Annotated in this window: 21 protein-coding genes and 7 tRNA genes; 16 read left to right on the forward strand and 12 right to left on the reverse strand. The window is 73.5% G+C overall.

Annotated elements, in window-relative coordinates:
- Positions 1–14 precede the first annotated feature (14 nt).
- Positions 15–833 (forward strand): RNA methyltransferase, encoded by an 819-nt coding sequence (locus Sm713_RS21370; protein ID WP_212911171.1) that lies wholly within the window; start codon positions 15–17, stop codon positions 831–833.
- Here Sm713_RS21370 and Sm713_RS21375 read toward each other — a convergent pair.
- Positions 800–2,227 (reverse strand): serine/threonine-protein kinase, encoded by a 1,428-nt coding sequence (locus Sm713_RS21375; protein WP_212911172.1) that lies wholly within the window; start codon positions 2,225–2,227, stop codon positions 800–802. The genes Sm713_RS21370 and Sm713_RS21375 overlap by 34 nt on opposite strands.
- A 635-nt stretch (positions 2,228–2,862) precedes the next feature.
- Between Sm713_RS21375 and Sm713_RS21380 the strand changes: the two genes are divergently transcribed.
- The 3 genes from Sm713_RS21380 to Sm713_RS21390 all read left to right on the forward strand — a co-directional run bounded on the left by Sm713_RS21380 (position 2,863) and on the right by Sm713_RS21390 (position 4,811).
- A complete protein-coding gene (locus tag Sm713_RS21380) occupies positions 2,863–3,063 on the forward strand; it encodes a hypothetical protein (RefSeq protein ID WP_212911173.1) in 201 nt (66 codons plus the stop codon).
- 387 nt (positions 3,064–3,450) lie between these two features.
- Positions 3,451–4,461, forward strand: coding sequence for a phosphotransferase enzyme family protein (locus Sm713_RS21385; RefSeq protein WP_212911174.1), 1,011 nt, complete (start codon positions 3,451–3,453; stop codon positions 4,459–4,461).
- 68 nt (positions 4,462–4,529) lie between these two features.
- Positions 4,530–4,811 carry a zf-TFIIB domain-containing protein gene (locus tag Sm713_RS21390; RefSeq protein WP_212911175.1) on the forward strand — a complete coding sequence of 94 codons (282 nt, stop codon included), beginning with the start codon at positions 4,530–4,532 and terminating at the stop codon, positions 4,809–4,811.
- Positions 4,812–4,956: 145 nt separating this feature from the next.
- On the opposite strand, the gene Sm713_RS21395 is transcribed toward Sm713_RS21390, so the two are convergent.
- The 5 genes from Sm713_RS21395 to Sm713_RS21415 all read right to left on the reverse strand — a co-directional run bounded on the left by Sm713_RS21395 (position 4,957) and on the right by Sm713_RS21415 (position 5,437).
- Positions 4,957–5,028: transfer RNA gene (locus tag Sm713_RS21395), tRNA-Val, on the reverse strand.
- 50 nt (positions 5,029–5,078) lie between these two features.
- Positions 5,079–5,150: transfer RNA gene (locus Sm713_RS21400), tRNA-Val, on the reverse strand.
- Positions 5,151–5,179: 29 nt separating this feature from the next.
- Positions 5,180–5,251 (reverse strand) — tRNA-Val (locus Sm713_RS21405).
- A 1-nt stretch (position 5,252) separates the two neighbouring features.
- Positions 5,253–5,326, reverse strand: a tRNA-Cys gene (locus tag Sm713_RS21410).
- Between the two features lie 38 nt (positions 5,327–5,364).
- A tRNA-Gly gene (locus Sm713_RS21415) sits at positions 5,365–5,437 on the reverse strand.
- Between the two features lie 631 nt (positions 5,438–6,068).
- Between Sm713_RS21415 and Sm713_RS21420 the strand changes: the two genes are divergently transcribed.
- Both Sm713_RS21420 and Sm713_RS21425 read left to right on the forward strand, forming a co-directional pair.
- The gene (locus Sm713_RS21420; RefSeq protein WP_212911176.1) at positions 6,069–6,890 is read left to right on the forward strand and encodes an aminotransferase class IV; all 822 of its coding nucleotides are present in this window, start codon (positions 6,069–6,071) and stop codon (positions 6,888–6,890) included.
- A 77-nt stretch (positions 6,891–6,967) separates the two neighbouring features.
- Complete coding sequence (locus Sm713_RS21425; protein ID WP_249416421.1) at positions 6,968–7,792, forward strand: GNAT family N-acetyltransferase; 825 nt, start codon at positions 6,968–6,970, stop codon at positions 7,790–7,792.
- A 234-nt stretch (positions 7,793–8,026) separates the two neighbouring features.
- Here the strand turns inward: Sm713_RS21425 and Sm713_RS21430 are convergent, their stop codons facing one another.
- Positions 8,027–8,548 carry a DsbA family protein gene (locus Sm713_RS21430; RefSeq protein WP_212911178.1) on the reverse strand — a complete coding sequence of 174 codons (522 nt, stop codon included), beginning with the start codon at positions 8,546–8,548 and terminating at the stop codon, positions 8,027–8,029.
- Positions 8,549–8,916: 368 nt separating this feature from the next.
- On the opposite strand from Sm713_RS21430, the gene Sm713_RS21435 reads away from it, so the two are divergent.
- Both Sm713_RS21435 and Sm713_RS21440 read left to right on the forward strand, forming a co-directional pair.
- Complete coding sequence (locus Sm713_RS21435; RefSeq protein ID WP_212911179.1) at positions 8,917–9,393, forward strand: hypothetical protein; 477 nt, start codon at positions 8,917–8,919, stop codon at positions 9,391–9,393.
- A gap of 260 nt (positions 9,394–9,653) precedes the next feature.
- Positions 9,654–9,806 (forward strand): hypothetical protein, encoded by a 153-nt coding sequence (locus tag Sm713_RS21440; RefSeq protein WP_212911180.1) that lies wholly within the window; start codon positions 9,654–9,656, stop codon positions 9,804–9,806.
- 360 nt (positions 9,807–10,166) lie between these two features.
- On the opposite strand, the gene Sm713_RS21445 is transcribed toward Sm713_RS21440, so the two are convergent.
- Together Sm713_RS21445 and Sm713_RS21450 are read right to left on the reverse strand one after the other, a co-directional pair.
- Positions 10,167–10,724, reverse strand: a complete 558-nt coding sequence (locus Sm713_RS21445) for a CGNR zinc finger domain-containing protein (RefSeq protein WP_212911181.1) — start codon at positions 10,722–10,724, stop codon at positions 10,167–10,169.
- A 484-nt stretch (positions 10,725–11,208) separates the two neighbouring features.
- Complete coding sequence (locus Sm713_RS21450; protein ID WP_003959770.1) at positions 11,209–11,622, reverse strand: SsgA family sporulation/cell division regulator; 414 nt, start codon at positions 11,620–11,622, stop codon at positions 11,209–11,211.
- Between the two features lie 189 nt (positions 11,623–11,811).
- On the opposite strand from Sm713_RS21450, the gene Sm713_RS21455 reads away from it, so the two are divergent.
- Together Sm713_RS21455 and Sm713_RS21460 are read left to right on the forward strand one after the other, a co-directional pair.
- Positions 11,812–12,243, forward strand: coding sequence for a TIGR02611 family protein (locus Sm713_RS21455; protein WP_212911182.1), 432 nt, complete (start codon positions 11,812–11,814; stop codon positions 12,241–12,243).
- A 137-nt stretch (positions 12,244–12,380) separates the two neighbouring features.
- Positions 12,381–12,452 (forward strand) — tRNA-Val (locus tag Sm713_RS21460).
- 659 nt (positions 12,453–13,111) lie between these two features.
- Here Sm713_RS21460 and Sm713_RS21465 read toward each other — a convergent pair.
- Positions 13,112–15,730, reverse strand: a complete 2,619-nt coding sequence (locus tag Sm713_RS21465) for an SCO7613 C-terminal domain-containing membrane protein (protein WP_212911183.1) — start codon at positions 15,728–15,730, stop codon at positions 13,112–13,114.
- A 148-nt stretch (positions 15,731–15,878) separates the two neighbouring features.
- Here Sm713_RS21465 and Sm713_RS21470 point away from each other — a divergent pair, with 148 nt between their 5' ends.
- Positions 15,879–16,331 (forward strand): SRPBCC family protein, encoded by a 453-nt coding sequence (locus tag Sm713_RS21470; protein ID WP_212911184.1) that lies wholly within the window; start codon positions 15,879–15,881, stop codon positions 16,329–16,331.
- Between the two features lie 39 nt (positions 16,332–16,370).
- Positions 16,371–16,442: transfer RNA gene (locus Sm713_RS21475), tRNA-Val, on the forward strand.
- 290 nt (positions 16,443–16,732) lie between these two features.
- Here the strand turns inward: Sm713_RS21475 and Sm713_RS21480 are convergent.
- Entirely contained in the window at positions 16,733–17,458 is a 726-nt protein-coding gene (locus Sm713_RS21480) for a 3'-5' exonuclease (RefSeq protein WP_212911185.1), read from the reverse strand.
- Positions 17,459–17,644: 186 nt separating this feature from the next.
- On the opposite strand from Sm713_RS21480, the gene Sm713_RS21485 reads away from it, so the two are divergent.
- The 4 genes from Sm713_RS21485 (at position 17,645) to Sm713_RS21500 (ending at position 22,377) form a co-directional block, all read left to right on the forward strand.
- The gene (locus Sm713_RS21485) at positions 17,645–18,277 is read left to right on the forward strand and encodes a DUF4365 domain-containing protein (RefSeq protein ID WP_212911186.1); all 633 of its coding nucleotides are present in this window, start codon (positions 17,645–17,647) and stop codon (positions 18,275–18,277) included.
- Between the two features lie 38 nt (positions 18,278–18,315).
- Entirely contained in the window at positions 18,316–19,599 is a 1,284-nt protein-coding gene (locus tag Sm713_RS21490; protein WP_374196060.1) for a hypothetical protein, read from the forward strand.
- 157 nt (positions 19,600–19,756) lie between these two features.
- Positions 19,757–21,739, forward strand: a complete 1,983-nt coding sequence (thrS, locus tag Sm713_RS21495) for a threonine--tRNA ligase (RefSeq protein ID WP_212911187.1) — start codon at positions 19,757–19,759, stop codon at positions 21,737–21,739.
- Positions 21,740–21,816: 77 nt separating this feature from the next.
- Positions 21,817–22,377: an HIT domain-containing protein gene (locus Sm713_RS21500; protein ID WP_212911188.1), complete on the forward strand. Its 561-nt coding sequence runs from the start codon at positions 21,817–21,819 to the stop codon at positions 22,375–22,377.
- 167 nt (positions 22,378–22,544) lie between these two features.
- Here Sm713_RS21500 and Sm713_RS21505 read toward each other — a convergent pair whose 3' ends face one another.
- Positions 22,545–24,212, reverse strand: coding sequence for a hypothetical protein (locus tag Sm713_RS21505; protein WP_212912171.1), 1,668 nt, complete (start codon positions 24,210–24,212; stop codon positions 22,545–22,547).
- Between the last annotated feature and the right edge of the window lie 377 nt (positions 24,213–24,589).

Here is a 24,589-nt window from a genome sequence, read left to right on the forward strand (position 1 = left end):
GAGGCGGTGCCCCGGTGGCCGCACCCCAGACCGTGGACGACCCGGACGACCCCCGGCTGCGGGACTACACGGACCTGACGGACGTGGAGCTGCGCCGCAGGCGGGAGCCCGCCGAGGGGCTGTTCATCGCCGAGGGGGAGAAGGTCGTCCGGCGCGCCCTGGACGCCGGGTACACGATGCGCTCGATGCTGCTCTCCGAGAAGTGGTTCGCCGCCATGGGCGACATCATCGAGTCCGCCACCGCCCCCGTGTACGCGGTCACGCCCGAACTGGCCGAGCGGGTCACCGGCTACCACGTGCACCGCGGCGCGCTCGCCGCCATGCAGCGCCGGCCGCTGCCCGCCGCGGAGGACCTGCTGCGGACCGCGCGCCGCGTCGCGGTGATGGAGTCCGTCAACGACCACACCAACGTGGGCGCGATCTTCCGCTCCGCCGCGGCGCTCGGCATGGACGCGGTGCTGCTCTCGCCGGACTGCGCGGACCCGCTCTACCGGCGTTCCGTGAAGGTCTCCATGGGCGCCGTCTTCTCGGTGCCGTACGCGCGCGTGCCCGTGTGGCCGGGCGGCCTCGACGCGCTCGGGCGGGCCGGGTTCGAGCTGCTCGCGCTCACTCCGGACGCGCGGGCCGTCCCCCTCGACACCGTGGCCGCGCACCGGAAGCCGCGGGTGGCGCTGATGGTGGGCGCCGAGGGCACCGGCCTGTCCCGCCGCGCACTCTCGGCGGCCGACGCCCTGGTGCGGATTCCGATGGCGCACGGCGTCGACTCGCTGAACGTCGGTGCGGCGGCCGCGGTCGCCTTCTACGCGGTGACGGCGGGCCGGCCCGAGTCCTGAGGGACCGGCGGGACCGGCAGGGGAGCCGAGTCGTGAGCCACCGGTAGGGGAGCCGAGTCCTGGGGGGCCGGCGGAGGAGCCGACACACCCGCGCCCCGACCGGCGCTCGCGGAGTGCGCCGAGCCCGCCGGCGGCCGGGCCGGGACCCCGCCGAGACCGCGGTCCGGCCCCTGGCAGCCCTGCGCGGCCGCGATGCCCAGCGCCACCAGCAGGGTCACCACCACGAACACGAACAGCCGCTGCCGCAGCAGCCGGGGGTTGGCCGGACGCCTCCCGGAGCCGGCCGGCCGCGGCCCGCCGCGGCCCGTGCCGCCACGCGCCGCGGGCTTCGCGCCGGGGCGCGCCGACTCGCGGCCCGGCTGGCCCGGCTGGGAGCGGGGACCGGGACGCCCGCCGGCCCCCCGCGCCCCGCTGGTGCGTGCGCTGCCGTTCCTGGGCGTGGGGGTGCCCTGCGACGGGACGGGCGGGCGCCGCTGGGTGCGCTGCTCCACGTACTCCTGGGCGAGCCGCCCCGACGGGCGGCCGAGGTCGCCGCGCGGGCCGGCGGGCCGGACGTCCGCCAGGCCGTGGGTCTCGCGGGCCGCGATCTCCTTGAGCCGCAGGGAGAGTTGCAGCGTGCTCGGCCGCTCCTCCGGGTCCTTGGCGAGGCAGGCGCTGACCAGCGGGGCCAACGCGTCGGGGACGCCCTGCACCTGGGGCTCCTCGTGCACCACCCGGTACAGCATCACCTCGGAACTGCCGTGCCCGAACGGGGAGTCGGCGGTCGCTGCGTAGGCCAGCGTCGCGCCCAGCGCGAAGACGTCCGTGGCGGGTGTGACGGCGGCTCCGCGCACCTGCTCCGGCGCGAGGAAGCCGGGCGAGCCGACCGCCGTGCCGACGTGCGTGAGCGTGCTGGCGCCGGTCGCCCACGCGATGCCGAAGTCGATGATCCGCGGGCCCTTCGGGGACAGCAGGATGTTCGACGGTTTCAGGTCCCGGTGCACCACGCCCGCCTCGTGCACGGCGACCAGACCCTCTGACAGGGCGGCGCCCACGGCGGCCACATCGGCGGCCGACAGGGGGCCCTCTTCGGCCACTTTGTCGTGCAGGGAGGGGCCGGGGACGTACTGCGTCGCGAACCACGGGCGGTCCGCCTCCAGGTCGGCGGCCACCAGCCGGGCCGTGCAGCCGCCGCGGATCCGGCGGGCCGCGGAGACCTCGCGCGCGAAGCGGGACCGGAACTCCTGATCCTCCGCCAGGTCCGGGCGGATCACCTTCAGCGCGACCCGCTGGCCGCGGCGGTCCGACCCCAGATAGACCACGCCCATCCCGCCCGCGCCCAGGCGCCGGTGGAGCCTGAACGAGCCGACGACTCGCGGGTCCTCGCGCCGGAGCCGCATCATCGCCATGTTCATCCCCGCTGCCGGTCCATCTGACGAGCCACAGCTTACGTATCCGTGGCCTGGTGCGCGCAGAGGCCGCGCCCTCCCGGACCGACCGAATCTCGTCACCAGGCGCGACGGGGAATCTGCGCGCCCCCACCGTGCCGCCCCACGTCTTCCCACCTGTACTCTTTCTCAACCGTCCCGCGAGGCAGGCGTGTTGGGACGGCTCGGACGGCCGGGGCACCCGGGCCTCCCACCCGGCCGCGCGCCGGGGGCGCACGTCCGAGCGCGCCCCGGATACGCGAGCCGGCACGGGGTACGCGCACAACTGTTGCGCCCGGAACGCGCAGAAGTGATCGACATCACTCCCAGCACCCGTCCCACCAGCGGCGCATGGCGGCCGGCCGGCTCGCGGGGACGCATCCCGTGCGGGAAGACCCTGAGACCTAGGTCTTCTTCTCCACCCAGGGGAGTACTCCGGCCGTGGAGGCTCATCCTCCGGGAGGCCCGCCAATCGGTACGACGGCATGACGTCCGTGAACACCCGCGCGCCTAGATTTGTCGTCAAGCGGTGGGTGCAGCGCTCGTCCCCCGAGGTCAGCACCCGCCGCTGTACGACAGGGAGCCGGGCGGCCGGCTCCGGAGAAACGATCAGGAGCGGAACCATGGCGGACACGGCACCGCGCACGGCGATCCGGTTGCCCGGACGCAGGGCTGCGCACGTCGCCCGCCCGTCCGGCCCCCGCCACCCACTGGTGGCGACGGCCATGGTCCTGCCCCTGGCGGCCCTGCTCGTGGTCGTCTTCGGCGGCTGGGACGCAGTGGTCACACAAGCGTCGTCCGTGGGCATGATGCTGGGGCGCTGACCTGCGCGCCAGGCCCGGGAGAGCGGCCCGGGCGGGGACATCCAGCCCGAAACCCCGTGGGGACGGGGGTGCGGCGGACGGCACACTGCCCGCGCAGCTGGGGAGCTGCGCGGGCAGCCTTCTCTTCGGGGCCGGGTTCCTCCGCGGCCCGGTTCCTCCAGAGCGGCCCGGTTCCGCCGGACCGGCGGCGCCCGGCCACGGGAGCACGGGCGCCCGTGCGGCCGGCGGGTCCGGCTGGGGCACATGTGGGGGAGTGCGGCGCCGCGGGATCTGGTGATGATCCGGCCCAGGCGGGGGCCCGAAGCACGGGCAGGGGGGATGGAGCACGATCGGCGTGGTGCGTAGGCTCGCGGCGGACAGGATCGCCGTACGACCGCAGGGAGACCGGTGACCACAGACGTGCTGCCCGCGCTGACGGCGAAGGTGCGCAGGGCGGTGCACCCTGGTGCCGCCGCGTGCGCCTGCACCGAGCCCGGGGCCGTGCTCGCCGACCGCGCCGACGGCACCGTCGTCCGCCACGGCGATGTCGTGGCCAAGGCACACGCCCCGGACACCGACGCCGCGCAGCTCTCCCTGCGGATGGCGGCGGCCGCCCACCCCGCGCTGGAGGGCGTCTTGCTTGCGCCGCTGCGCCCGGACGCCGAGGCCTTCCGGGGCCGTCTCGTCAGCCTGTGGCCGCACGGGTCGCCGGTAAGGCCCGACACCGCTCCCGAGGCCGTGCCCTGGGCGGAGGCCGGGGCCCTCCTCGCCCGCCTGCACCGGGTGGAACCCTCGCAGTTGCCGTTCCCGCTGCCGCTGATGCGGGGGCCCGCGAAGGCCGTGCGCGGCGTGAACCGGATGCTGGCGGCGGGCCCGCACCCGGGTGCCGCGCCGGTGCTGCGTGCCTGGCGGATGCTCCCCGCCTGGGCCCGGGACGAGGCCCCCATGCCGTACCCGTGGCGGTTGTGCCACGGGGATCTGCACATCGGCCAGTTGGTGCGCCGCCCGGAGGACGGCGGACCGTGGCGGCTGATCGACGTGGACGACCTCGGCCTGGGCGTGCCCGCCTGGGACCTGGCCAGGCCGGCCGCGTGGTTCGCCGCCGGGGTGGTGGGCCCTGCCGACTGGGCGGCGTTCCTGGCCGCCTACCGGGCGTCCGGAGGCCCCGCCGTGCCCGCGGTGGAGGATCCCTGGCCGGCGCTGGACGTGCCCGCACGCGCCCTCAGCGTCCAGATGGCGGCCCTGGCGGTGTCGAGGGCCGTGGCCGCCTCCCGCGCCCTGGACGAGGTGGAGCAGGCCATGGTCGACGCCTGTGCGCGGATGTCGGATGTACCGGTGGTGACGCAGGAGCCGATAGGTCCGCCGGGGAAAAAGACACGAGCGATGCCGGGGGAGGGGGAGAAGGGCGCCGCCAAGTAGGGTGCAATCGACCGAAGCCGGGCGGCGTTCCGGCGAAATCCAACGGGATAGCGAGGAGTTGATCCGGGATGCAGTGCCCTAAGTGCCATGCCCCGATGAACACGTACAACCGCAACGGCATCCAGATCGAGCAGTGCAGCGGATGCCGCGGGATCTTCCTCGACTACGGCGAGCTGGAGGCACTGACCCGCTTGGAGTCCCAGTGGGTGCAGCCGGCCCCGCCGCCCCAGGCGTATCCGGCGGCTCCGGCGCCGGCCTGGGGCCACCAGGGCGGCCACGGCGGCCACTACGGTCACCACGGCCACCACGGTCACAACCGGGGCTTCGCGCACCTGCTCTTCTCGTCCTGACCCACGCGGTGCCCCCGGCGCGGCCGGGGGCACCGCCGTGCTGCCCGGCCGGTCACCGCGGCGGCATCGAGGCGCTGAGGCGTGTCCTGGAACGCGAAAGGGCGACATGGCCCACTGCCCGCGGCCCATGTCGCCCTCTGTCGCGTGGACGATACTGGGATTGAACCAGTGGCCTCTTCCGTGTCAGGGAAGCGCTCTCCCGCTGAGCTAATCGTCCGGGAAAACAGCGGCGGCGCGACCTGACGGCCGCGCCGCTCATCTGCTGTGTGCGCGATACTGGGATTGAACCAGTGACCTCTTCCGTGTCAGGGAAGCGCTCTCCCGCTGAGCTAATCGCGCAGGAAGCCTGCCGTGTCCGGCAGCTCCAGTGGACGATACTGGGATTGAACCAGTGGCCTCTTCCGTGTCAGGGAAGCGCTCTCCCGCTGAGCTAATCGTCCATGGAGGTGGAGACGGGATTTGAACCCGTGTAGACGGCTTTGCAGGCCGTTGCCTCGCCTCTCGGCCACTCCACCACGGGTGTCGCAGTCCCGAGAGACCCCTTCACCCTTCGAGCGGACGACGAGGCTCGAACTCGCGACCTCAACCTTGGCAAGGTTGCGCTCTACCAACTGAGCTACGTCCGCCTGTCCCTTCGGTCCGCTGTCGCGTCCCGGTGACGTGGTGAACTCTAGCGGATTCCCGGGCCAGCACAAAAACGCGTTTACGCAGCGTGCTGCGCTGTGACCACCCAGGGCCACCATCGGGGCGGCTCGGCGGCGCCGTTCACGGACTCGCGGTCGCCCACGCTCCCGCAAGCGGAACCCGCTCCACCGGCACCCTCCAGGGGATGGGAAGCACTGCCGGTGCGCCCGTCGGCGGCGTTGACGAGCGGGTCAGCGGCCGGGAGTCCAGCGGTTTCCCGGTGGTGACGGTGGACGCCGGGGCTCGGTGGGGCGCGTCGGCGGCGCCGGTGTGCGCGGTGCGCAGAGGTCCCGTGCGGTGGTGGCCGGGCTTCCCCGCGCTCGGTGGCCGGCCTCCCCGGAGGGGGCGGCGGGTTGCTGCGGGAGCGGCCACGGTGCGTCGCCAACGGGCCGCGCGGTGTGCCGCGTGCGGTGTGCGCCGCGCGCCCCGGAGCGGCTGCCCGCCCGCCCGCGGGACCCCGGCGGATCATGGTCGCTGACGATCGCGGTGGCGTCCGGGTGGGGCGGAGCGGGACAGTGGGAACAGCAAGCGGCACCTGATGGACGGCGCCGGCACGAGTGAAGGGACCCTTACGTGAAGATCTGGCTCGACGGCGCGCTCCAGGACATCGCCTCCGCCCGTGTCTCCGTGTTCGACCACGGGCTGACCGTCGGTGACGGCATCTTCGAGACCGTGAAGTCCGTCGAAGGGCGGCCCTTCGCGCTGAACCGGCACCTCGACCGGCTCGGGCGCTCCGCGCGCGGCCTCGGCCTGCCGGAGCCCGACCGGGACGAGGTGCGGCGCGCCTGCACCGCCGTCCTCGACGCCAACCCCATGCCGCTGGGCAGGCTCCGCATCACCTACACCGGCGGGCTCTCGCCCCTCGGCTCGGACCGCGGCGACCAGGGCCCGACCCTCGTCGTCGCCGTCGGCGAGACCACCCGGCGCCCCGACTCCACGGCGACGATCACGGTCCCGTGGACGCGCAACGAGCGCGGCGCCCTCGCCGGCCTGAAGACCACCTCGTACGCCGAGAACGTGGTCGCACTCGCCCGCGCCCACGAGCAGGGCGCGTCCGAGGCGCTGTTCGCCAACACGGCCGACCGGCTGTGCGAGGGCACCGGGACCAACGTGTTCGTGGTCCTCGACGGGGAGGTCCACACGCCGCCGCTCGCGTCCGGATGCCTGGCCGGCATCACGAGGGCGCTGGTCGTCGACTGGGCCGGCGTGCGCGAGACGGACCTGCCCTTCGAGGTGCTGAAGGAGGCCGACGAGGTCTTCGTGACGTCGTCTCTCCGTGACATCCAGGCCGTGCACCGCGTCGACGACCGCGAACTGCCGGGCGCACCGGGCCCCGTCACGGCCAAGGCGATGCGGCTGTTCGAGGAGCGCGCCGGGGCCGACCTCGAACCGTGAGCGGCCACGGCCATCCGGCGGAGGCGGTCGCGCCGCACGGGTGACGCGCGGGCCCGCACATGGGTAGGGAACCGTCCGTGACCACCACCCTGCGGCCGACCGAGCCGCTGCGACACGGCGCCGACGGAGGGTTGTCGCGCCACTACCAGGTGTGCGTGAACAGCCGCCCCGTGGGTGCCCTGCACCTTGCGACCCATCCGGAGTTCGGCCCCCGGACCGCCGTCATACGCGACCTCCGCATAGCGGAGCCCGACCGTGGCCGCGGCCGGGGCGCCGTCGCCGCGCTCGCCGCGGAGGAGGTGGCCCGGGCCTGGGGCTGCACCCGGATCGAGACGATCGCCTCCGCCACCGCCGACGCGGCTCTCGGCCTCGCGGCCGCGCTCGGCTACCAGGAACGCGGCCGCCGCATGGACAAGACACTGGACGGGACGCGGCCGGCCCTTCCGGAGGGCAGCACGGCCAGGCCCATGACCGACGACGAGTACGGCCCCTGGCTCGAGTACCGCAAGCGCGCCTACGCGGACACCTGGATCCGGCAGGGCGTTCCGGAGGCCGAGGCGCGTGCCAAGTCGGAGGCCGACCACGCCCGCGAGCTGCCGCGGGGCCTGGCCACGGAGGGCGTCTCGGTGACGATCCTGGAGCACGCCGGGAAGCCGGTCGGCACGCTCTGGGCCGCCCGCAGGGGCGAGTCCGCGTTCGTGCTGAGCGTGGAGGTGGACGACGCGCACCGCGGCCGGGGCCACGGCCGCTCCCTGATGCTCGCCGCCGAGGACCAGGCGCGGTCCGCCGGGTTCGGGACCATCGGCCTCTTCGTGTTCGCGGGCAACACTCCGGCCATCAGGCTGTACGAGTCGCTCGGGTACCGGACGGAGAACCTCGGCCTGTACAAGCAACTGGTCTAGCGAACGGGCCGGCGCAAGAGGGGGCCGGCGGGTCCGGGACGGTCCGGGCGGTCCCTGGAGGGCCCTGGAGGGCGCGTGGGCCCCGGTAGGCGGGCGCGGGTGGCAGGGGAGTGGGGCACGGCGCGCGGGTGACGGCAGGGCGCAGACGAACGGGAGGCACCCCTGGCGCGCCGGTCTGCTCTCCCGGGGCCTTGGCCGGCGGGCCGGGGCACCCATGGAGGGCCGAGCAGCCCGTCAGCCGCCCGCCAGCAGCCCGTCCGCGATCTCCTCGATCCGGGCCCGCAGGCCCTCCTGGCTCTTGCCGCCGTCCAGGCGCCGCCCGCCGATCATGTACGTGGGCGTTCCGGTCACCCCGATCGCCTTGCCCTCCGCCTGGTCCGCGTCCACGGCGAGGATGTGCCGGCCGTCGACGAGGGCGGTGTCGAACTCCTCCGCGTCCAGGCCCAGTTCCCGCGCCACCTCGACGAGGAACGGCTCGCCCTCGCGGCCGAGCTCGTCGACCCTGCCGAGCACCGCCTCCACGTAGGGCCAGCCCCGGCCCTGCTCCAGCGCCTCCTCGGCGGCCTGGGCCGCGGCGAAGGCGTGCCGGTGCTTGTCGAGGGGGAAGTGCCGCAGCCGCAGTTCGAGGCGGTCGCCGTAGCGCTCGCGCAGCGCGCGCAGGTCGCCGAGCGCGGAGCGGCAGTCGGGGCACTGGAGCTCGCACCAGACGTCCAGGACGGGACGTTCGGCGTGCGGTGCGGTCGAAGAGTCGTTCATGGGGCCCAGTCTCCCAGGCCGGGGCGGGCTCCTGCGCCAGGCCGGGGTGGGCTCCTGCGCCAGGCCGGGACGGGTTCCTGTTCCGGACCGGGAGGCCCTCCCGTTCCAGGCCGGACGCCTTCCCGTTTGCAGGCCGGGACGGCTTCCTGTTCCCGGACGGTCACCCGTCCCGGGACCGTTCGCCCTGTGCGGTCGTCGCGGTGCGGCGGCGGTCCGCGCGCGCCCGGTGGAAGAGTCCGCCGGCAGGCCCTGGGGAGGACCCCGACCCGGAGTTCTCCCTGATGCCGTGTCGAAGGCGTGGCCCAGGGGAGCGGGCCGGTGCAGGATGGGAAGCGGTAGTCGCCCGCCGTGTGTCCCTGGAGGACAGGATGTTTGCCGAGACCGTCTGTTCCGCCGTGTCCGCGGCAGGCCTGGGCATCGCGGTGGTGACCGCCTACCGCAAGCGCTTCCTCGCGGCCACCCGTATCGCCGCGTACGCCCTCGTGCCCGTCGCCCTGGTGATGACGGGAGCCGTGAAGTGGCTCGCGCACACGGCGTTCAGCCCCACCGCCTGGGCGGGCTTCGGCGTGCTCGGCGTCGCCTGGCTGCTGTTCGCGACCACCCGCTCCGTCGAACGGCGCAGGGGCGGCACGCGCAAGGAGCGCCGGGAGGCGAGGGCGGCCCAGCGGGACACGGTCGCCCCCGGGGCCTCCGCGCCCGCTCTGGACCCCTCGGCCGGCCGCGCGCCGCAGCCCAAGGGGCGCACGCCGCAGCCCCAGGCCAAGCCCGCCCAGGGCCGGTCGGGCGGCGGCGGTGCGGACGACTTCAGCGACATCGAGGCCATCCTGAAGAAGCACGGGATCTGAGCGGACGGCCGAGAGCAGGCGGGTGGTAGGCGGCCTGGCCTGAGGCCGAGGAGCATGCGCCCGGTGTCTGACCGGGCGCGTCGACCCGCTCCGCACCCCCACGCGCACCCGTGCGCCGGAGACCTCCTCCCACACGCCGTCCGTACTCGCCGCGATCCGTCAGCATGACTGCCGCCGTGTCACGGAATCCGGCGAACTACCGCTCAATTCGGGCATGTTGATCGCCAGCGGCACCTGGCCTGCGACATCATCACCTCGAGATGCTCGACACAACGCAAAGCGACGCTGCCCCGGTCACCGAGGAGCGGCGAGGCTGTCTTTTCGCCCTTTCCCAGCCACCCTTGATGATCTTCCTGGCGGTGATCGGCTGCCTGCTTCTTCTGGCGTCGCTGCACGATCTTTTACTGCTGTGACCCGGCCCGGAGGCCCGCCGGTCCGGTCCGCAGTCCCCGTCCGACCACCAGCCCGGGGATCCGGGGCCCCGAGGAGCCGCGGTAGCCCGGCTCGTCCCCGTGGCCCGGAGGAGGCCCCCAACCACCGGGAAGATCCTTCCGCCGCAGGAAGGTCCTTGAGCCGGAGGAGGGCCTTCGGCCCCGGAAGGTCCCGCACACGAAGGAAGGCCGCCGGTCCGAAGGCCGCCGGTCCCAGAAGATCCCGCAGTCCCAGGAAGGCCGTCATCCACCAGTAGGGTCCTGCAACCCGAACGAGGCCCGACGCCGTGCTCCGGTCGCCACCGGAGCACGGCGGACAGCCGGTGGCCCGGAGCACCGGGATCAGCCGGTGGCCTCCTTGCGCCGCGCACGGTAGGCGGCGACATGCAGGCGGTTGCCGCAGGTGCGGCTGTCGCAGTACCGGCGGGACCGGTTGCGCGAGAGGTCCACGAACGCGTTCCGGCAGTCCGGGGCCGCACAGCGGCGCAGCCGCTCCTGCTCTCCGGCGACCACGAAGAACGCGAGAGCCATGCCGCAGTCCGCCGCCATGTGATCCGCGACGGACGCGCCCGGGGCGAAGTAGTGCACGTGCCAGTCGAAGCCGTCGTGGTCCGTGAGCTGCGGCGTCGTGCCCGCGCCCGCGAGCAGTTCGTTGATCAGCTTGGCGGCGGTCCTGGCGTCGTGCGTCGCGAAGACCTCCGTGAACCGGGTGCGTGCCGCACGCACGGCCGCGAGGTCACGCTCCGTGAGCGTACCCACGTCGCTGAAGTTGTGCTGGTCCACGAACGTGCGCAGGGCGTCCACATCCGCGAGTCCGTCGGCGGCGTCTGCGTCCGGTGCGGAGTTCACCAGATCGACAACGGCGTCAAGTGCACACCGGGTGTCGTGGGTAATCAGCACGTTTGCTCCCTGCCCCTCTGGATCGGGCCTGAGCCCGCCGATGCCCGCCGATGCTAGCGGCTTCGCGACACGAACGGCCGGGCACGCCCGATCGGTTCCCCGCAGGCCCTGGAGAGGCCCTGAGTGCTTCAGGGGCTGCTCCTGCGGGCCGGGACGGCATCCGTCCCGACGTCACCGTCGGGAGCGGCCCAGGGGGCCGGGACGGCGCCGGGACGCGCGGCGCCGGGAGGTGCGTGGTGCGGCGCCTGCCGAGGCGCGTCCCGGTGCGGCCGGGCGGCAGGGGAGCCGTGAGGCGCGGCGGGGCGGGCGCGCAGCGGCGCCGCCCCCGCGGATCTCCGCGGCGACGGCGCCGGTGTGTGCCCTATGAGGTTGTCGTGTGTCGTCGTGGTTCTCTTCTGGCGGTGGCTCGTGGCTCGTGTGTCGCTGGTGGCTTGCGCCGTCTCCCCGAGTCGGACGGCGCCGGGGGCTGATCCCGGCCCCTGGCCTAGCTCTCGGCCAGGATGTGGGACAGCTCCGTGTCCAGGTCGAAATGGCGGTGCTCCGTGCCTGGTGGCACGGCGGCGTCCGTTCGCTTCAGAAACGACTCCAGGGCTCGCGCCGGGGCCTCGAGCAGGGCCTCGCCCTCAGGCGAGCTCAGGGCGATGCAGACGACGCCCTGACCGTGGCTGCGGGACGGCCAGACGCGGACGTCTCCCGTGCCGGTCGGCCTGTGCAGACCCTCGGCGAGGAGGTCGCGGGCGAACACCCACTCGACGGTCTCCTCGGCTCCGGTGTGGAAGGTGGCGTGCACGGCATACGGGTCGGCCGTGTCATACCGCAGTCCCGCGGGGACAGGCAGTGAGGACTCGCTCGACACAACGAGGCGCAGGTGCAGCTCGCAGCTGACCGTGGTGTTCATAAGCGCCAGGGCCTTTCGCTCAGTGTGCGCTCGGGGATTCGCACGTCGGCGAAATCGACATGCCACCTACGGTGCCGTTGTAAACCCCCTTGTGGGTTTTGAGTGTCTTTAGGTAGCTCGTACGGCGGAGTTTTGTTTGCCGGTGGCGTCCATTCCGGTGACTGGTTTCAGTCGGGTACGTTTGGTCGTATGAATACGGGGAGTGACGAATTCCGGTCGGGTTCGACCATGGCAGAAGAGCCGCCGGATCGTGGCCTCGGGTCGCGGGCGCCCAAATTCATCAAGGAGAGCCGGACCCTCCACCTGAGCTGGCGGGTGGGCGTCTTCGTCGTGGGCCTGGCCGTGGTCTGCGGCGGGGTGGTCCTGCTCCCGCTGCCGGGGCCGGGCTGGCTCGTGATCTTCGCCGGGGTGGGGATCTGGGCGCACGAGTTCGTCTGGGCGCAGCTCGTGCTGCGCTGGGTCAAACGCAAGGTCATGGGGGCCACGCGGCGGGCGCTCGCCCCCGAGGTGCGGCGCCGGAACACCATCCTGACCTGCGTCGTGCTGATCGCCGCCGCCGCGGGCGCGGCCGTGTACGTCTGGAAGCTCGGCTGGACGCTGCCGTGGAACGCGGCAGGCTGACCACGGCCGTCCGCCCGCCCGTCCGCCTGGCCTCTGCCCCGCGCATTCCGCCCGGACTTCCGCGTCCGCCCGCCCCCGTGCCGTCCCGGGGTGGTCACGAGCACCTGCTGACATGCGGTAATGTTCTCCGTGCGTTCGGGCGATTAGCTCAGTGGGAGAGCGCTTCGTTCACACCGAAGAGGTCACTGGTTCGAACCCAGTATCGCCCATGGAATCAGGGTGGCGTGTCCGCGTTTCGCGTGGACACGCCACCCTTTTCGTCGCGTCCACGCTTTTCCGGCCTGCCAGCCACCACCGGCATTGTGCGCCCCTTGCATGCCCGTTGCATCCAGGCTCGCTCAGATGCCGGGCACCGGTCCCGGCGCACTCCCTCCGAGGGGTCATCGCCGCATGTCGCCGTCTTGGGGATGCGCTCATCGGACGCCGTCTGCGCAGGGCGTGCCGTCTGCTGCACCGCCGGCCGCGCCGGGGAGCGCGCTGCCCGGGCTGGACGGAAGACACCTCGTGGGGAGGGTGCGTACCGCCGTGCGGGGGATGTTGGAGGGGTTGCCCGCGTGGCGGCTTCAGCGAGTTCCCCGCGACGGCGGCACTCTTACGAGGGGTGGCGTTCCGCTGATTGGCGGATACGGTTCCTGGACCGTTGGGGGGATGGAGACTGACAGAACTTCACCCTTTGGGACCTGCTTTCGTCCATACGGACCCACGATGGTCCGGTTCGCGTTTTCGCAACCCCGGCGATTTCCGTTCCAGCGGGTCGCATTCCGTTGTGCGCGGCGGTCGACGGCGCGTTCCCGGCGCCCGGCGGAAACGAAAGTCCCGGCATTGCGGAGGAATTCCGGAGAGCCGGGCCGCCGCAGCCGTCCACGCCTCAGCGCATCCGCGAGAACGCCGCCCGGATCCGGCGCACGTCCCGCGGCCGCTGCTCGTACGTGGCACCGAGGCCCAGCAGGACGAGGCCGATCAGCGCGGGCGGCAGCCAGCGGGGGAGTGCGCCCGCCACCTGCGCCACGTAGGGGGCGAGTTCGTGCAGCGCGTCCGCGGCGAGCACGCCGCCGCCCAGCAGCAGCGGCGCCTGGAGCCGTAGCCGGGCGCCCGCGAGGGTGATCGACAGCGCCGATACGCCGAGCAGCAGGGGCCGGATCCAGTGCGCGTCGGCCCACGCCGCCAGAAGGCTCGGCAGCAGCGTGGCCCCGAGACCGGCGCCGTAGGCCGTCCACGAGGACGCGGTGCGGTCCCGCCGCCTGCGCACCGCGCCGATCAGCAGCGCCGGAACGCTGACCGGCAGCCCGTAGGCCTCGGGCACGTCCACGTCCCACGCCGCCAACCGCACCCACGAGGCCAGCACGAACAGCGCGGCGGCCAGCGCTCCGGCGGACCTGCGGCTCTCCGGCCGGAGCGCCGCGACGCACGCCAGTACCGCGCAGAGAGCGAGCACCAGAGCCAGCACGGGACGGTCCCGCGCCGCCAGACCCACCGCCAGCAGCCCCGTGACGATCGCGCCCACCTCGGCCGGTCCCACCAGCGGATGCGGTCCCGAGCGCCCCAGCCGGGCGGCGAGGGCGGTCGAGCCGGCCGGCACGAGCAGGACGAGCAGCGCGATGTGCTGCGGTTCCAGCTCCCACGCGGCGCCCGCGGAGACCGCCAGCGCCGCCGCGCACCCGATGGCGGCGCCCGCGCACACCCGCCCCACGGGCGCCGGCTCGCTCCGCGCCGCCGCGGCGCCCGCCGCGAACAGCGCCGTCAGCAGGCAGAAGGCCACCAGGGTGGCCGTCTCGGAGGGCAGCGCAAGACAGGCCGCCCAGGCCGAGGTCGGACCGGCGAGCGCGGTCGCGACGGCTGCCACGACCGGGTGCGGGGCGCGGACGGCCACGGCGAGGGTGGCGGCCGTCAGCAGCAGCGCCGCCGCGACCACGGCGCCGTAGGGGAGTTCGAACGCCACCGGGAGCGCCAGCAGCGCACCCCAGGCCAGTCCGGCCGACCACCCCGCCGCGCCGGCCCTCCGCGCGCCGCCGTTCCGCTGCCGGCGCACGGTGGCGATGGTGCCCGCAGCCAGGGCCAGCACCAGGACGGCCACCCGGGGATGGGGCACGAGGAGGTGGGGAACGGGGGAGAACCCGTACCCGCTGAAGACGTGGGAGACGTGGGAGCCGCCACCGCCCACCGCGAACCCGATGTGCGCCGGCGCCCCCGACCAGACGCCGTCGGTCAGGCCCAACGGCCCCAGCAGGGCCGCCACGGCCACCGGCAGCGCCCACAGCACGCCCAGGCCCTGCACGCCGAGGCCCGCCCGGGTCAGCCCGCGGACCACGGGGCCCGGCGCCCCGGCGCGCACGGCCCACGCGCCTGCCAGCACCACCACCCCGCACACCATGTACCCCGGCACCGTCCACGCCCCGGGCAGCACCGTCCGCAGCACACCGTCCCCGGCGGCCACCAGCGCCACACCACCCACCAGCGCCGCACCGAGGGCCGCAGCGGCGCGCGGCAGACGCCACGCGGCCCACAGCGCGACCGCGGCGCCCAGCGCGAGGAGACCACCCGCGCGCACCGCGTCCCAGGGCGAAGCAGCCTGCCAGGACAGCCACAGCGCGGCGGGCAGCCCGACGCCGCCTGTCGCGCAGCACCCGGTCACGGCCACCGCCACCGCCGCCCACCGTGGCATCCGCCTCGCCGCGGCCGGGCCGAGCCGCGCCGCGAGCACGGCGTCGAGGCCCGCCGTCACCAGCAGCACCGCCGTGATCGTGCGCACGCCCCCGCCGGCCCCAACCGCCCACAGCAGCAGCGGCAACTGCGCGCCCGCCACCGCCGCGGCGGGCGGCACCCGCAGGACCCGCAGCGCGAGCCCGTACGCGCCCCACCCCGCGGCCAGCACCGCCGCCGCGGCCGCCGCGTAGCCCGTGCCGCCGGCGTCCGGCAGCGCGACCTGGTGCAGGGCGTACGCGTCCAGCACCGTCAGCGCCAGTGCCAGGCCCGCCACCGCCTCCGCCGTCGAACGCAGTCCCCGGGCGATCAGCGCCACCGGCACGCCCAGCGCGGCGGCGGTCACGGCGGCCAGGGCCGCGGAGCGGCCCGCGATGCCCAGATGCCCCCAGCCCAGCAGCGTGAAGGCGATGGCCGCGATGGCCAGCAGCACGCCGCCGAGCACCAGCAGGACGTTCTGCACGCGCACGGGCGAGGCGTCCGGACGCGCCGCCCCACCACCGGCCGCGACCGGGGGAGCGGCCGGCGCCGGCGGAACGCCCTGTGCCGGCGGCACAGGCGGCAACAACCGCCCTGCCGGGTCCGGCGGGACGGCGCCGGACGCCGCCGGGTCCGCCTGCGCGGAGCCCGCGTCCGGGCCCCGGGGCGGAGCCTGCGCCGCCGCCCCGGCCAGGACGTCGACCAGCCAGGCCCGGCGGGCCGTCAACACGGCCCTGCGGTAGTCCAGTTGCCGCAGTTCACGGTCGAGGATGCGGAGCTCCTCGGCCGGAGGCGGGATGTCTGCCATGGCGGGCAGTGTGCCCACGGCCACCCCGCCCGGCATGAGCGCGCGTACTCATGACCTACTCAGATCCGGCCGCCCACCGGCCCGGCGGTACCGAATCGCTGCCCGACTCCCGGGTCCGGTCCGGGCCCTGGTCGGCCAGACTGGGGCCATGGACTGGTGCCACTACCGATTCCGCAGCCTCTGGCGGCTGCCCGCCAAGCCCGCCGAGGTGTACCAGGTACTGGAGCGCGCGCACGAGTACCCCGCCTGGTGGCCCCAGGTCCGCGAGGTGACACGGCTCGACGAGCGCACCGGCACCGTACGCTTCCGCTCCCTGCTGCCGTACGACCTCGTGGTCACCGCCCGTGAAAGCAAGCGTGACCCGGTCGCCGGGCTCCTGGAGATCGCGATGACCGGCGACCTGGACGGCTGGGCGCGCTGGACCCTCGTCGCCGCCCCCGACGCCACCGGCACGCACGCGCTGTACGAGCAGGAGGTCGAGGTGTGCAAGCCACTGATGCGCCGGTTCGCCGTGCCCTGCCGGCCCGCCTTCCGCTTCAACCACGCCCTGATGATGCGCGGCGGGCGGCTCGGGCTGCTCGGCCTCCTGGAAACGGTTTGAACCACCGGTGCCCGGACCTGTATGGTTCACATCGTTCACGGGCGATTAGCTCAGTGGGAGAGCGCTTCGTTCACACCGAAGAGGCCACTGGTTCGAACCCAGTATCGCCCATGAGGTCGAGGGTGACATGGCTCGCGAGAAGCGAGCCATGTCACCCTCGTCGGTTTTTTGCCCGGCTCCGCCCTTTGCCCGGCTCCGCCTCGCCCCGCGGCGGCTTCGCCACCCGCGCCCCCATGGTCTCCGCCGCGGCGGGCGCCTTGGTTCGCATGGCCCCGACGAACGTCGACGCACACGATGGCGGCACCGTCCGCGCAGGACGCGGACGGTGCCGCCATCGTCGTCGGGCCCGGGACGCTCGGTGCGGGCGCCGGGCAGGCCCGGGGAGGGACCCGCTCGACGGGTCAGGCGGCCGCGGAGAGTTCGGGGCGCAGGGGCCAGGACGGGTCGACCGCCTCGGGGGAGCCGTTGTGCGCGAACCACGCCTGCAGGCCACGGGCCTGGGCCGCGTGCCAGGTCGCCTGCAGGGTGTGCAGCTCGGGCGGAGTGAGCCGCTCCAGGCGGGCCGCGAAGCGCTGGCCCACCGCACGCACCACATCCATCGCGGCGATCGCGTCCGCCGCCGCGTCATGCGCGTCGGACAGCTCCACCCCGTAGTGCGCGCACAGATCGGTCAGGGTGCGGCGGCCCTTGCGGTAGCGGTCCAGGTGCTTGTCGAGCACCCGCGGATCCAGCACGCACAGCGGCGCGCCCGCCAGGTAGGCCGCCAGGGACGACGCTCGGTGCCTGCGCAGCTCGCGGTCGAGCAGTGTCAGGTCGAACGGCGCGTTCATCACGACCAGAGGACGCCCCGCGGCGTTGTGCCCCGCGACCTCCCTGCCTATCTCCTCCATCACGGGCGCGGGCCAGCGGCCCTCGCTCTCCAGGTGGCTCTGTGTCAGACCGTGTACGGCCGTGGCCCCCTCCGGCACCGGCACGCCCGGGTTCACCAGCCAGCGCACGACGCGCGGCTTCGCCCCCGGGGCGTCCTGGACGACGACGGCGGCCGACACGATCCGGTCGGTCTCCACGTCGACGCCCGTGGTCTCGGTGTCGAAAGCGGCCAGAGGTCCCTCATACCAGCAGGTCATGTGCACCCCAACTCCCTCCTGACCCCTGGGCAGTTGACGCGCCGTCCCCTGCCCCGGTTTGGTGATACCCGGGCTGTTTGCGCACTACGCTGTTTGCATTCGATGTGGTACGGAGACAACACAGGTACGGGGGCCGGGAATTGAGGCCCCGATGGGGATGCACCAGTTCCGGAAGGCCCGTGGGACATGACCCTCGCGCAGCCCGAACAAGGCGGGCTGTCCCCCGCAGACGGGCGGCCGCCCGGTACGGCCCCGCCCGTGCAGCGCGGCAGCCTCGCCGTCACCGCCTGCATGGAGACGTTGCAGGTGGGCTATCTGCACGCGGTCGCCGCCGCGGCGGGTTGCTCCCTCTCGCAGCCGTTTCCCGACAACGGCATCGACTGGCACGTCAGCCACAGCGCGCCGGGACACACGGTCGACGACGAAGTCACCATCAAGGTGCAGCTCAAGTGCACCTACCAGATCCCGCCCGTTCCGCCGGCTCCGCGCCCGGCGGAGAAGGGGCGCAGCACGCCCCGCCGGAGGGGGGACACCTTCTCGTTCACCCTGGACAACGACCACCTGGCGAAGCTCGCCCGCGCCCCCGTCGCCGTGCACAAGATTCTCGTGGTGATGCTCGTGCCGCGGTCGCAGGAGGACTGGCTGCGCGCCGGCCACGACCGGCTCGACCTGCGGCACTGCTGCTACTGGGTCAACCTCGCCGGGCACCCGATCACGGGCCGGCGCAGGACGACCGTGCGGATTCCGACTTCACGCATCTTCGACGACCGAGCGCTCTGCGAGATAATGACGCGGGTCGGAAGGGGAGGCACACCGTGACACAACGGCCGTTCGAGCAGCCCCCGCGCCTCGCGCCCGTGCAGACCTCCGCCTCCGGGCGCGGCCCCGGGCCCGGGAAGGGCCCCGAGCCCGCACAAGCGGCGTCCGGGAGCCCCGCGGACCACGGCAGGGAGCACCCCACCGACACCGACGGCCCCTGGTACCGGCCGCCGGAGCCGGACCGGGTCGACCCCGTGGTGCTCGGCGCCCTGCTCGCCCGGCACGGCTGGCAGCGGCGCGGCGGCCCTCCCGGGCGGTACGGCCGCTGGACCCCGCCCGGAGCCCCCGCCGGGCGGGCCACGGGCACCAGCCTGCTGGTGCCGGAGAGCCGCGGCTACCCCGACAGCGAGGACCTGCTCGACGAGGCCCTCACCGCGCTGGACCGCAGCGGGACGCCCGCCGCCCGCGAGGTGCTGGTCGCGCTCGCCGTGCCCAGCGACGAGATCCGCTGGTGGCGCGATGTGCCCACCGGCCCCGCGGGCTCCGCGGCGTGGCCGGCCGAGGAGAAGCTGCGGGGCGCGGCCCGCCGGATGCTGCTCGCCGGCGCCCTCGCCACCCGCGCACGCGCCGGCTACTACGGCGCGCGGCACCGCGGCCCGGCCGCCGCGTTGATGCGTGAGGTACTGGTGGGCGCCGCGGAGGGCGGGCGCCGGCTGACGGCGTTCGTACCCGTCGGCACGGCGCGACCCCTCGCCCTCCGGCTGCACCAGGCGCTCTTCGCCGCCCGGGAGGCCGTCGACTACCGGCGCGCCACCGGCGGCATGGACGCGTTCGACGGCGCCGTGGAGGCAGGCGTCAGCCACGAGCTGACCGAGGCGCTCGTCGCCCTGGTGCGCGGCACCCAGGGCGCCCGGGTCGCGGTCGAGTGGTCACCCGCGGCCGGTGCGCCCGAGGGCTGTGCCTCCTCCACGGAACCCGTCGAGTTCTCCCCGGGCGACCTGCCCGCCCTGCGCGAGGCGAGCGCACGCTACCTCCAGAGCGAACCCTCCGTGCCGGTCCGCATCACCGGCACCGTCGTCCGTATGCGCAGGTCGGGGCCGCGCGGCGAGGGCACCGTACGGCTGCGGGTGATCGCCGGCGCCGAGGTGGCGCGGGTGCGGATGACGCTGGACGAGGAGGCGTACCGCATCGCGGGGCACGCGCACCTGGTCGGGCTGCCCATCCGGGTGCACGGCAGGTTGCAGAGCCGCGGCGGGTTCCGCAAACTCACCCATGCCCACGACGTGGTGCCCGTCCAGGTCGACGAGACGGAGCGGGACCGCCTGATGAAGTCGCTCCAGGAGAACCTGGACTTCTTCGAGGAGGCGTGCAGCGGGGAGTGACGCCGTCGGCCGGGTCGCCGCCGCCGGGCCCGGGGCCCGGGCCGGGTGGGGGACCCGGCCGACTGTTTAGCGGTCGGCGCCCCCGGCTCGGTACGATCGACCACCGGCGGCGCGCGCGAGCCGGTGCGCCGCATCCACCTTCAGGCAGGAGAGACCGGTGTCAGACGTCCGTGTGATCATCCAACGCGTTTCAGAGCGGGAAGAGCGCGTGGTGACCCCGGGCACTACGGCCGCCGACCTCTTCTCCGGTGAGCGCACCGTCGTCGCGGCCCGGGTGGGCGGCGAGCTGAAGGACCTCGCGTACCAGGTCCAGGACGGCGAGCAGGTCGAGCCCGTCGAGATCTCCTCGCAGGACGGCCTGAACATCCTGCGCCACTCCACCGCGCACGTCATGGCGCAGGCCGTGCAGGAGCTCTTCCCCGAGGCCAAGCTGGGCATCGGCCCGCCCATCCGGGACGGCTTCTACTACGACTTCGACATGCCCGAGCCGTTCACCCCCGAGGACCTCAAGCGCGTCGAGAAGAAGATGCAGGAGATCCAGAAGCGGGGGCAGCGCTTCGCACGCCGCGTCACCACCGACGAGGCGGCCCGCGAGGAGCTGGCCGACGAGCCGTACAAGCTGGAGCTGATCGGCCTCAAGGGGAACGCGGCGCAGGCCGCCGAGGGCGCCGACGCCGAGGTCGGCGGCGGCGAGCTGACCATCTACGACAACCTCGACGCCAAGACCGGCGAGCTGTGCTGGAAGGACCTCTGCCGCGGCCCGCACCTGCCCACCACCCGCGCCATCCCGGCGTTCAAGCTGATGCGCTCGGCTGCCGCCTACTGGCGCGGCAGCGAGAAGAACCCGCAGCTCCAGCGGATCTACGGCACCGCGTGGCCGTCCAAGGACGAGCTGAAGGCCCACCTGGACTTCCTCGCGGAGGCCGAGCGCCGCGACCACCGCAAGCTCGGCAACGAGTTGGATCTCTTCTCCTTCCCGGAGGAGCTCGGCCCCGGCCTCGCCGTCTTCCACCCCAAGGGCGGCATCGTCCGCCGCGAGATGGAGACCTACTCGCGCCGGCGGCACGAGGACGCGGACTACCAGTTCGTGAACACCCCGCACATCTCCAAGGAGCGGCTCTTCGAGATCTCGGGCCACCTCCCGAGCTACGCGGAGGCCATGTTCCCCCCGCTCCAGTTCGACGAGCAGAACTACCGCCTCAAGGCGATGAACTGCCCGATGCACAACCTGGTCTACAAGGCCCGCGGCCGCTCCTACCGCGAACTCCCGCTGCGCCTCTTCGAGTTCGGCACCGTCTACCGCTACGAGAAGTCGGGCGTGGTGCACGGCCTGACCCGCTCCCGCGGCTTCACCCAGGACGACTCGCACATCTACTGCACCAAGGAGCAGATGCCGCAGGAGCTCGACTCGCTCCTCACCTTCGTCCTCGACCTGCTGCGCGACTACGGCCTGCACGACTTCGAGCTGGAGCTGTCCACCCGCGACCCCGAGTCCGACAAGTTCATCGGCGAGGACGCGGAGTGGGAGGAGGCCACCGAGACCCTGCGCCAGGCCGCCGAGAAGCAGGGCCTTCCGCTGGTCCCCGACCCGGGCGGCGCCGCCTACTACGGCCCGAAGATCTCCGTGCAGGCCCGTGACGCGATCGGCCGCTCCTGGCAGATGTCGACCATCCAGGTCGACTTCCAGCAGCCCAAGCGGTTCGGCCTGGAGTACACCGCCGCGGACGGCTCCAAGCAGCAGCCGGTGATGATCCACCGGGCGCTCTTCGGCTCCATCGAGCGGTTCTTCGCCGTGCTCCTCGAGCACTACGCGGGCGCCTTCCCGGCGTGGCTCGCGCCGGTGCAGGCCGTCGGGATCCCGGTGGGGGACAGCCACGTGCCGTACCTGGAGGAGTTCGCCAGGAAGGCCAGGGACCGGGGCCTTCGGGTGGACGTCGACAGCTCCGCGGACCGGATGCAGAAGAAGATCAGGAACGCCCAGAAGGGGAAGATCCCGTTCATGGTGATCGTCGGCGACGACGACATGAACGCCGGCACCGTCTCCTTCCGCTACCGCGACGGATCCCAGGAGAACGGCATCCCCGTCGACGAGGCCCTGGCGAAGATCGCCAAGGTCGTCGAGGAGCGCGCCCAGGTCTGACGGGCGCCCGCGGACAAGGCCGAAAGGCCCCCGGAACGGCTCGGGGGCCTTTTGCCCTGCATGCCCCGTGAAGCCATATGCTGCACTCCATGACGAGTGAGCCGGAGCAGCAGATCGGGGTGGGAACGCCGGACGCGTTCCAGCGCCTGTGGACGCCCCATCGGATGGCCTACATCCAGGGTGAGAACAAGCCGACCGGCCCCGAGGCGGGCGACGGGTGTCCTTTCTGCTCCATCCCGGCCAAGTCGGACGAGGACGGTCTGATCATCAGGCGCGGCGAGCAGGTCTACGCCGTGCTGAACCTCTACCCGTACAACGGCGGGCACCTCATGGTCGTCCCCTTCCGGCACGTCGCCGACTACACGGACCTCACGGTCGAGGAGACGGCGGAGCTCGCCGAGCTCACCAAGCAGGCGATGACGGCCCTGCGGACCGCCTCCGGGGCGCACGGCTTCAACATCGGCATGAACCAGGGCGCCGTCGCCGGTGCGGGCATCGCCGCCCATCTGCACCAGCACGTGGTGCCCCGATGGGGCGGCGACACCAACTTCATGCCGGTCGTCGGGCACACCAAGGTGCTGCCGCAACTCCTCGCGGACACCCGGGCCATGCTCGCGGCGGCCTGGCCGTCCATCTAGGGTCCTCCGCCGGCGAGGGCTGCGCGGAGGGGAAGAGCACCTCGGCCCACCGCGGACCAGCCGGGGGACGGGACCGGCTCCGGGCCTACTGGGGTCCCCGGGGCACGGTCCACCCGCGGCAGCCCGGTGACCGGGCCGGATGCGGCCCGCCGTCCGAGCGGGCCGCGCTACGCGTCGTACACATCCGCCTTCTTGGGCGCCGGGTCCTGGATCTGGCCGCTGAGCGCGCCCGAACGGCTGCCGAACTTCTCGGTGTCGACGCCGTTCTCCTGAAGGACCTTGATCGCCGCCGCGTGCACCACCCGGAGCACCGGGGTGGCGGTGCGCAGCGCGTCGTCGGCCATGAAGCGGTGCCGCCACGGCTTGTCCGCCCAGGCGTGCCGCAGGCCGAAGGGCTCGGGCAGGGCCAGGCTTCCGCCCAGGAAGTCGAGCAGCGGCGGGTACCAGGTGAAGGGTGCCCGGACCGCCAGCCGCACCACCTCGTCCGGCTTGACGACGGGGAGGTTGACGCTCTTGGTCTCCCAGAACCTGATCGGCTTCGTGACCGTCTTCGTCTCGGGAGAGGGCTTCGACGTGAACAGCCCGTGCACCGGCCCCAGTGCGTGACCCGTGACCTCGATGCGCAGGGTCTCGTGGAGCACCGTGACGGTGATCAGCATGGTGATCACCAGCTGGCCGTCCCACAGGACGAACTGCACGCCCAGGTAGTGGCGGTCGCCGCTGCCGAACTGCTGCTCGTTGCAGATCCGCTGGATCTCGTGCTGCTTGATCTGGAAGGCCTCGACGTCGGTGCCCGTCGGCCGCGACACGCTGCCGGCGCCCTCGGCGATGGGCGTGACGATCCAGTGCTTCACCGACGGGGCCGGGAAGCCGCCCGTGTGGATGGGCTTGCGGTCCAGCAGGCGGAGCTGGTCGTGGATGGCCCGTATCACGTCCCAGCTGCGGAAGGGGTTGATCTCCGTGCCCGGTTCGCTGGGCACCAGCTCCTCCGCGAGCTGCCAGCTGCCCCACCGCGTGCCCATCCCGAGGATGCCCTTGGGGCCCGCGTAGAAGACGGAGTTCGACTGCTGCTCCGCGGAGAGCCTGGCCAGGCTCTGCCGGAGCTGCTCGGCGGCCGTCTGGTTGGGGTGGGTGGGCACCGCCTCCGGGATCTTGGGGCCGACGCCGGAGCCGGAGAGCAGGCCTCCCCAGCGGTCGCGCAGGTCCTGGGCCGTGCGCTCGCAGATCCGCCGGGCCCAGACCCAGCCGATCACCGGCGCCACGATGGCAGCCCGGCCGTACCAGGCCCAGAAGCCCGAGAGGGGCAGCTCGACCAGGAAGACCACGGCCAGGATGCCGAAGCCCAGCAGCAGTGCGGAGGAGAGCGTGGAGGCGCGGCTGTTCGTGGACTTGTTGATCATCCGGCGGAGCTGGAAGACCAGCAGCCAGGCGATCAGGCCCGGCAGGAAGATCACTCCGCAGAGCACCATCACGGCCGTCAGCCAGCTGTCGCGCTCGCGGCGTATGCGGCTCGCGGCGAGGCAGTGCTCGACGATCACCTGCGGCTCGGTACCGAAGGACTGGATGAGCGCCGCACGGCCGCCGCCCAGCATCCGCAACTGGATGGCGCGCGAGAACGCCTCACCCAGATTGGGCTTGAACATGGCGATCTTGCCGGGCTTCACCTTCGACTGGTGCCAGTCGCTGTTGGCGTCGAGGATCTTCTCCATGTCGCTGTCGCGGTACGCGGCCGACGCCAGAGCCTGCGTGGCCGCGGTCTGGCCCGGGGCACCCGAGAGCGGGACCTGTGCCCCAGGCCTGAAGTCGAATACGTCGTCCGCCACTACCGCCCCCATCGCCGCTTCGCCCGCGCTCATGCGGGCCCTTCCCGACTTCCCTGTCCCGCACACCTGTTGGTCGGGTCATCGACTTGATCAGGTCATCAGCGTATCGAGGACGGGAGATCTCTGCTCGGGCCTGTGGAAAACCTCCCCGGCCGCCCCGGGCACCGGGCAGGCCCTGCCCGCACATGCGTGAAGACCGCCCGAGCCCGGGGAAGCGGGGTGGCCGGGACGGCCGCCCTCCCACTCCCGCCGGACCTCGCGTCGCGCCTTGCGCCCGCACGGGCCCGCGTTGCCGTACCGGCTCGTTCCGTTCGTCGCGCATGTCCAGTCGGTGTCACGCCCTATGGGGCACGGGCCCTCCGCCGGCCCTGCGGCGGGCTCCGGGCACA

It is taken from the genome of Streptomyces sp. TS71-3 (assembly GCF_018327685.1).
In the GTDB taxonomy this organism is placed as follows: Bacteria; Actinomycetota; Actinomycetes; order Streptomycetales; family Streptomycetaceae; genus Streptomyces.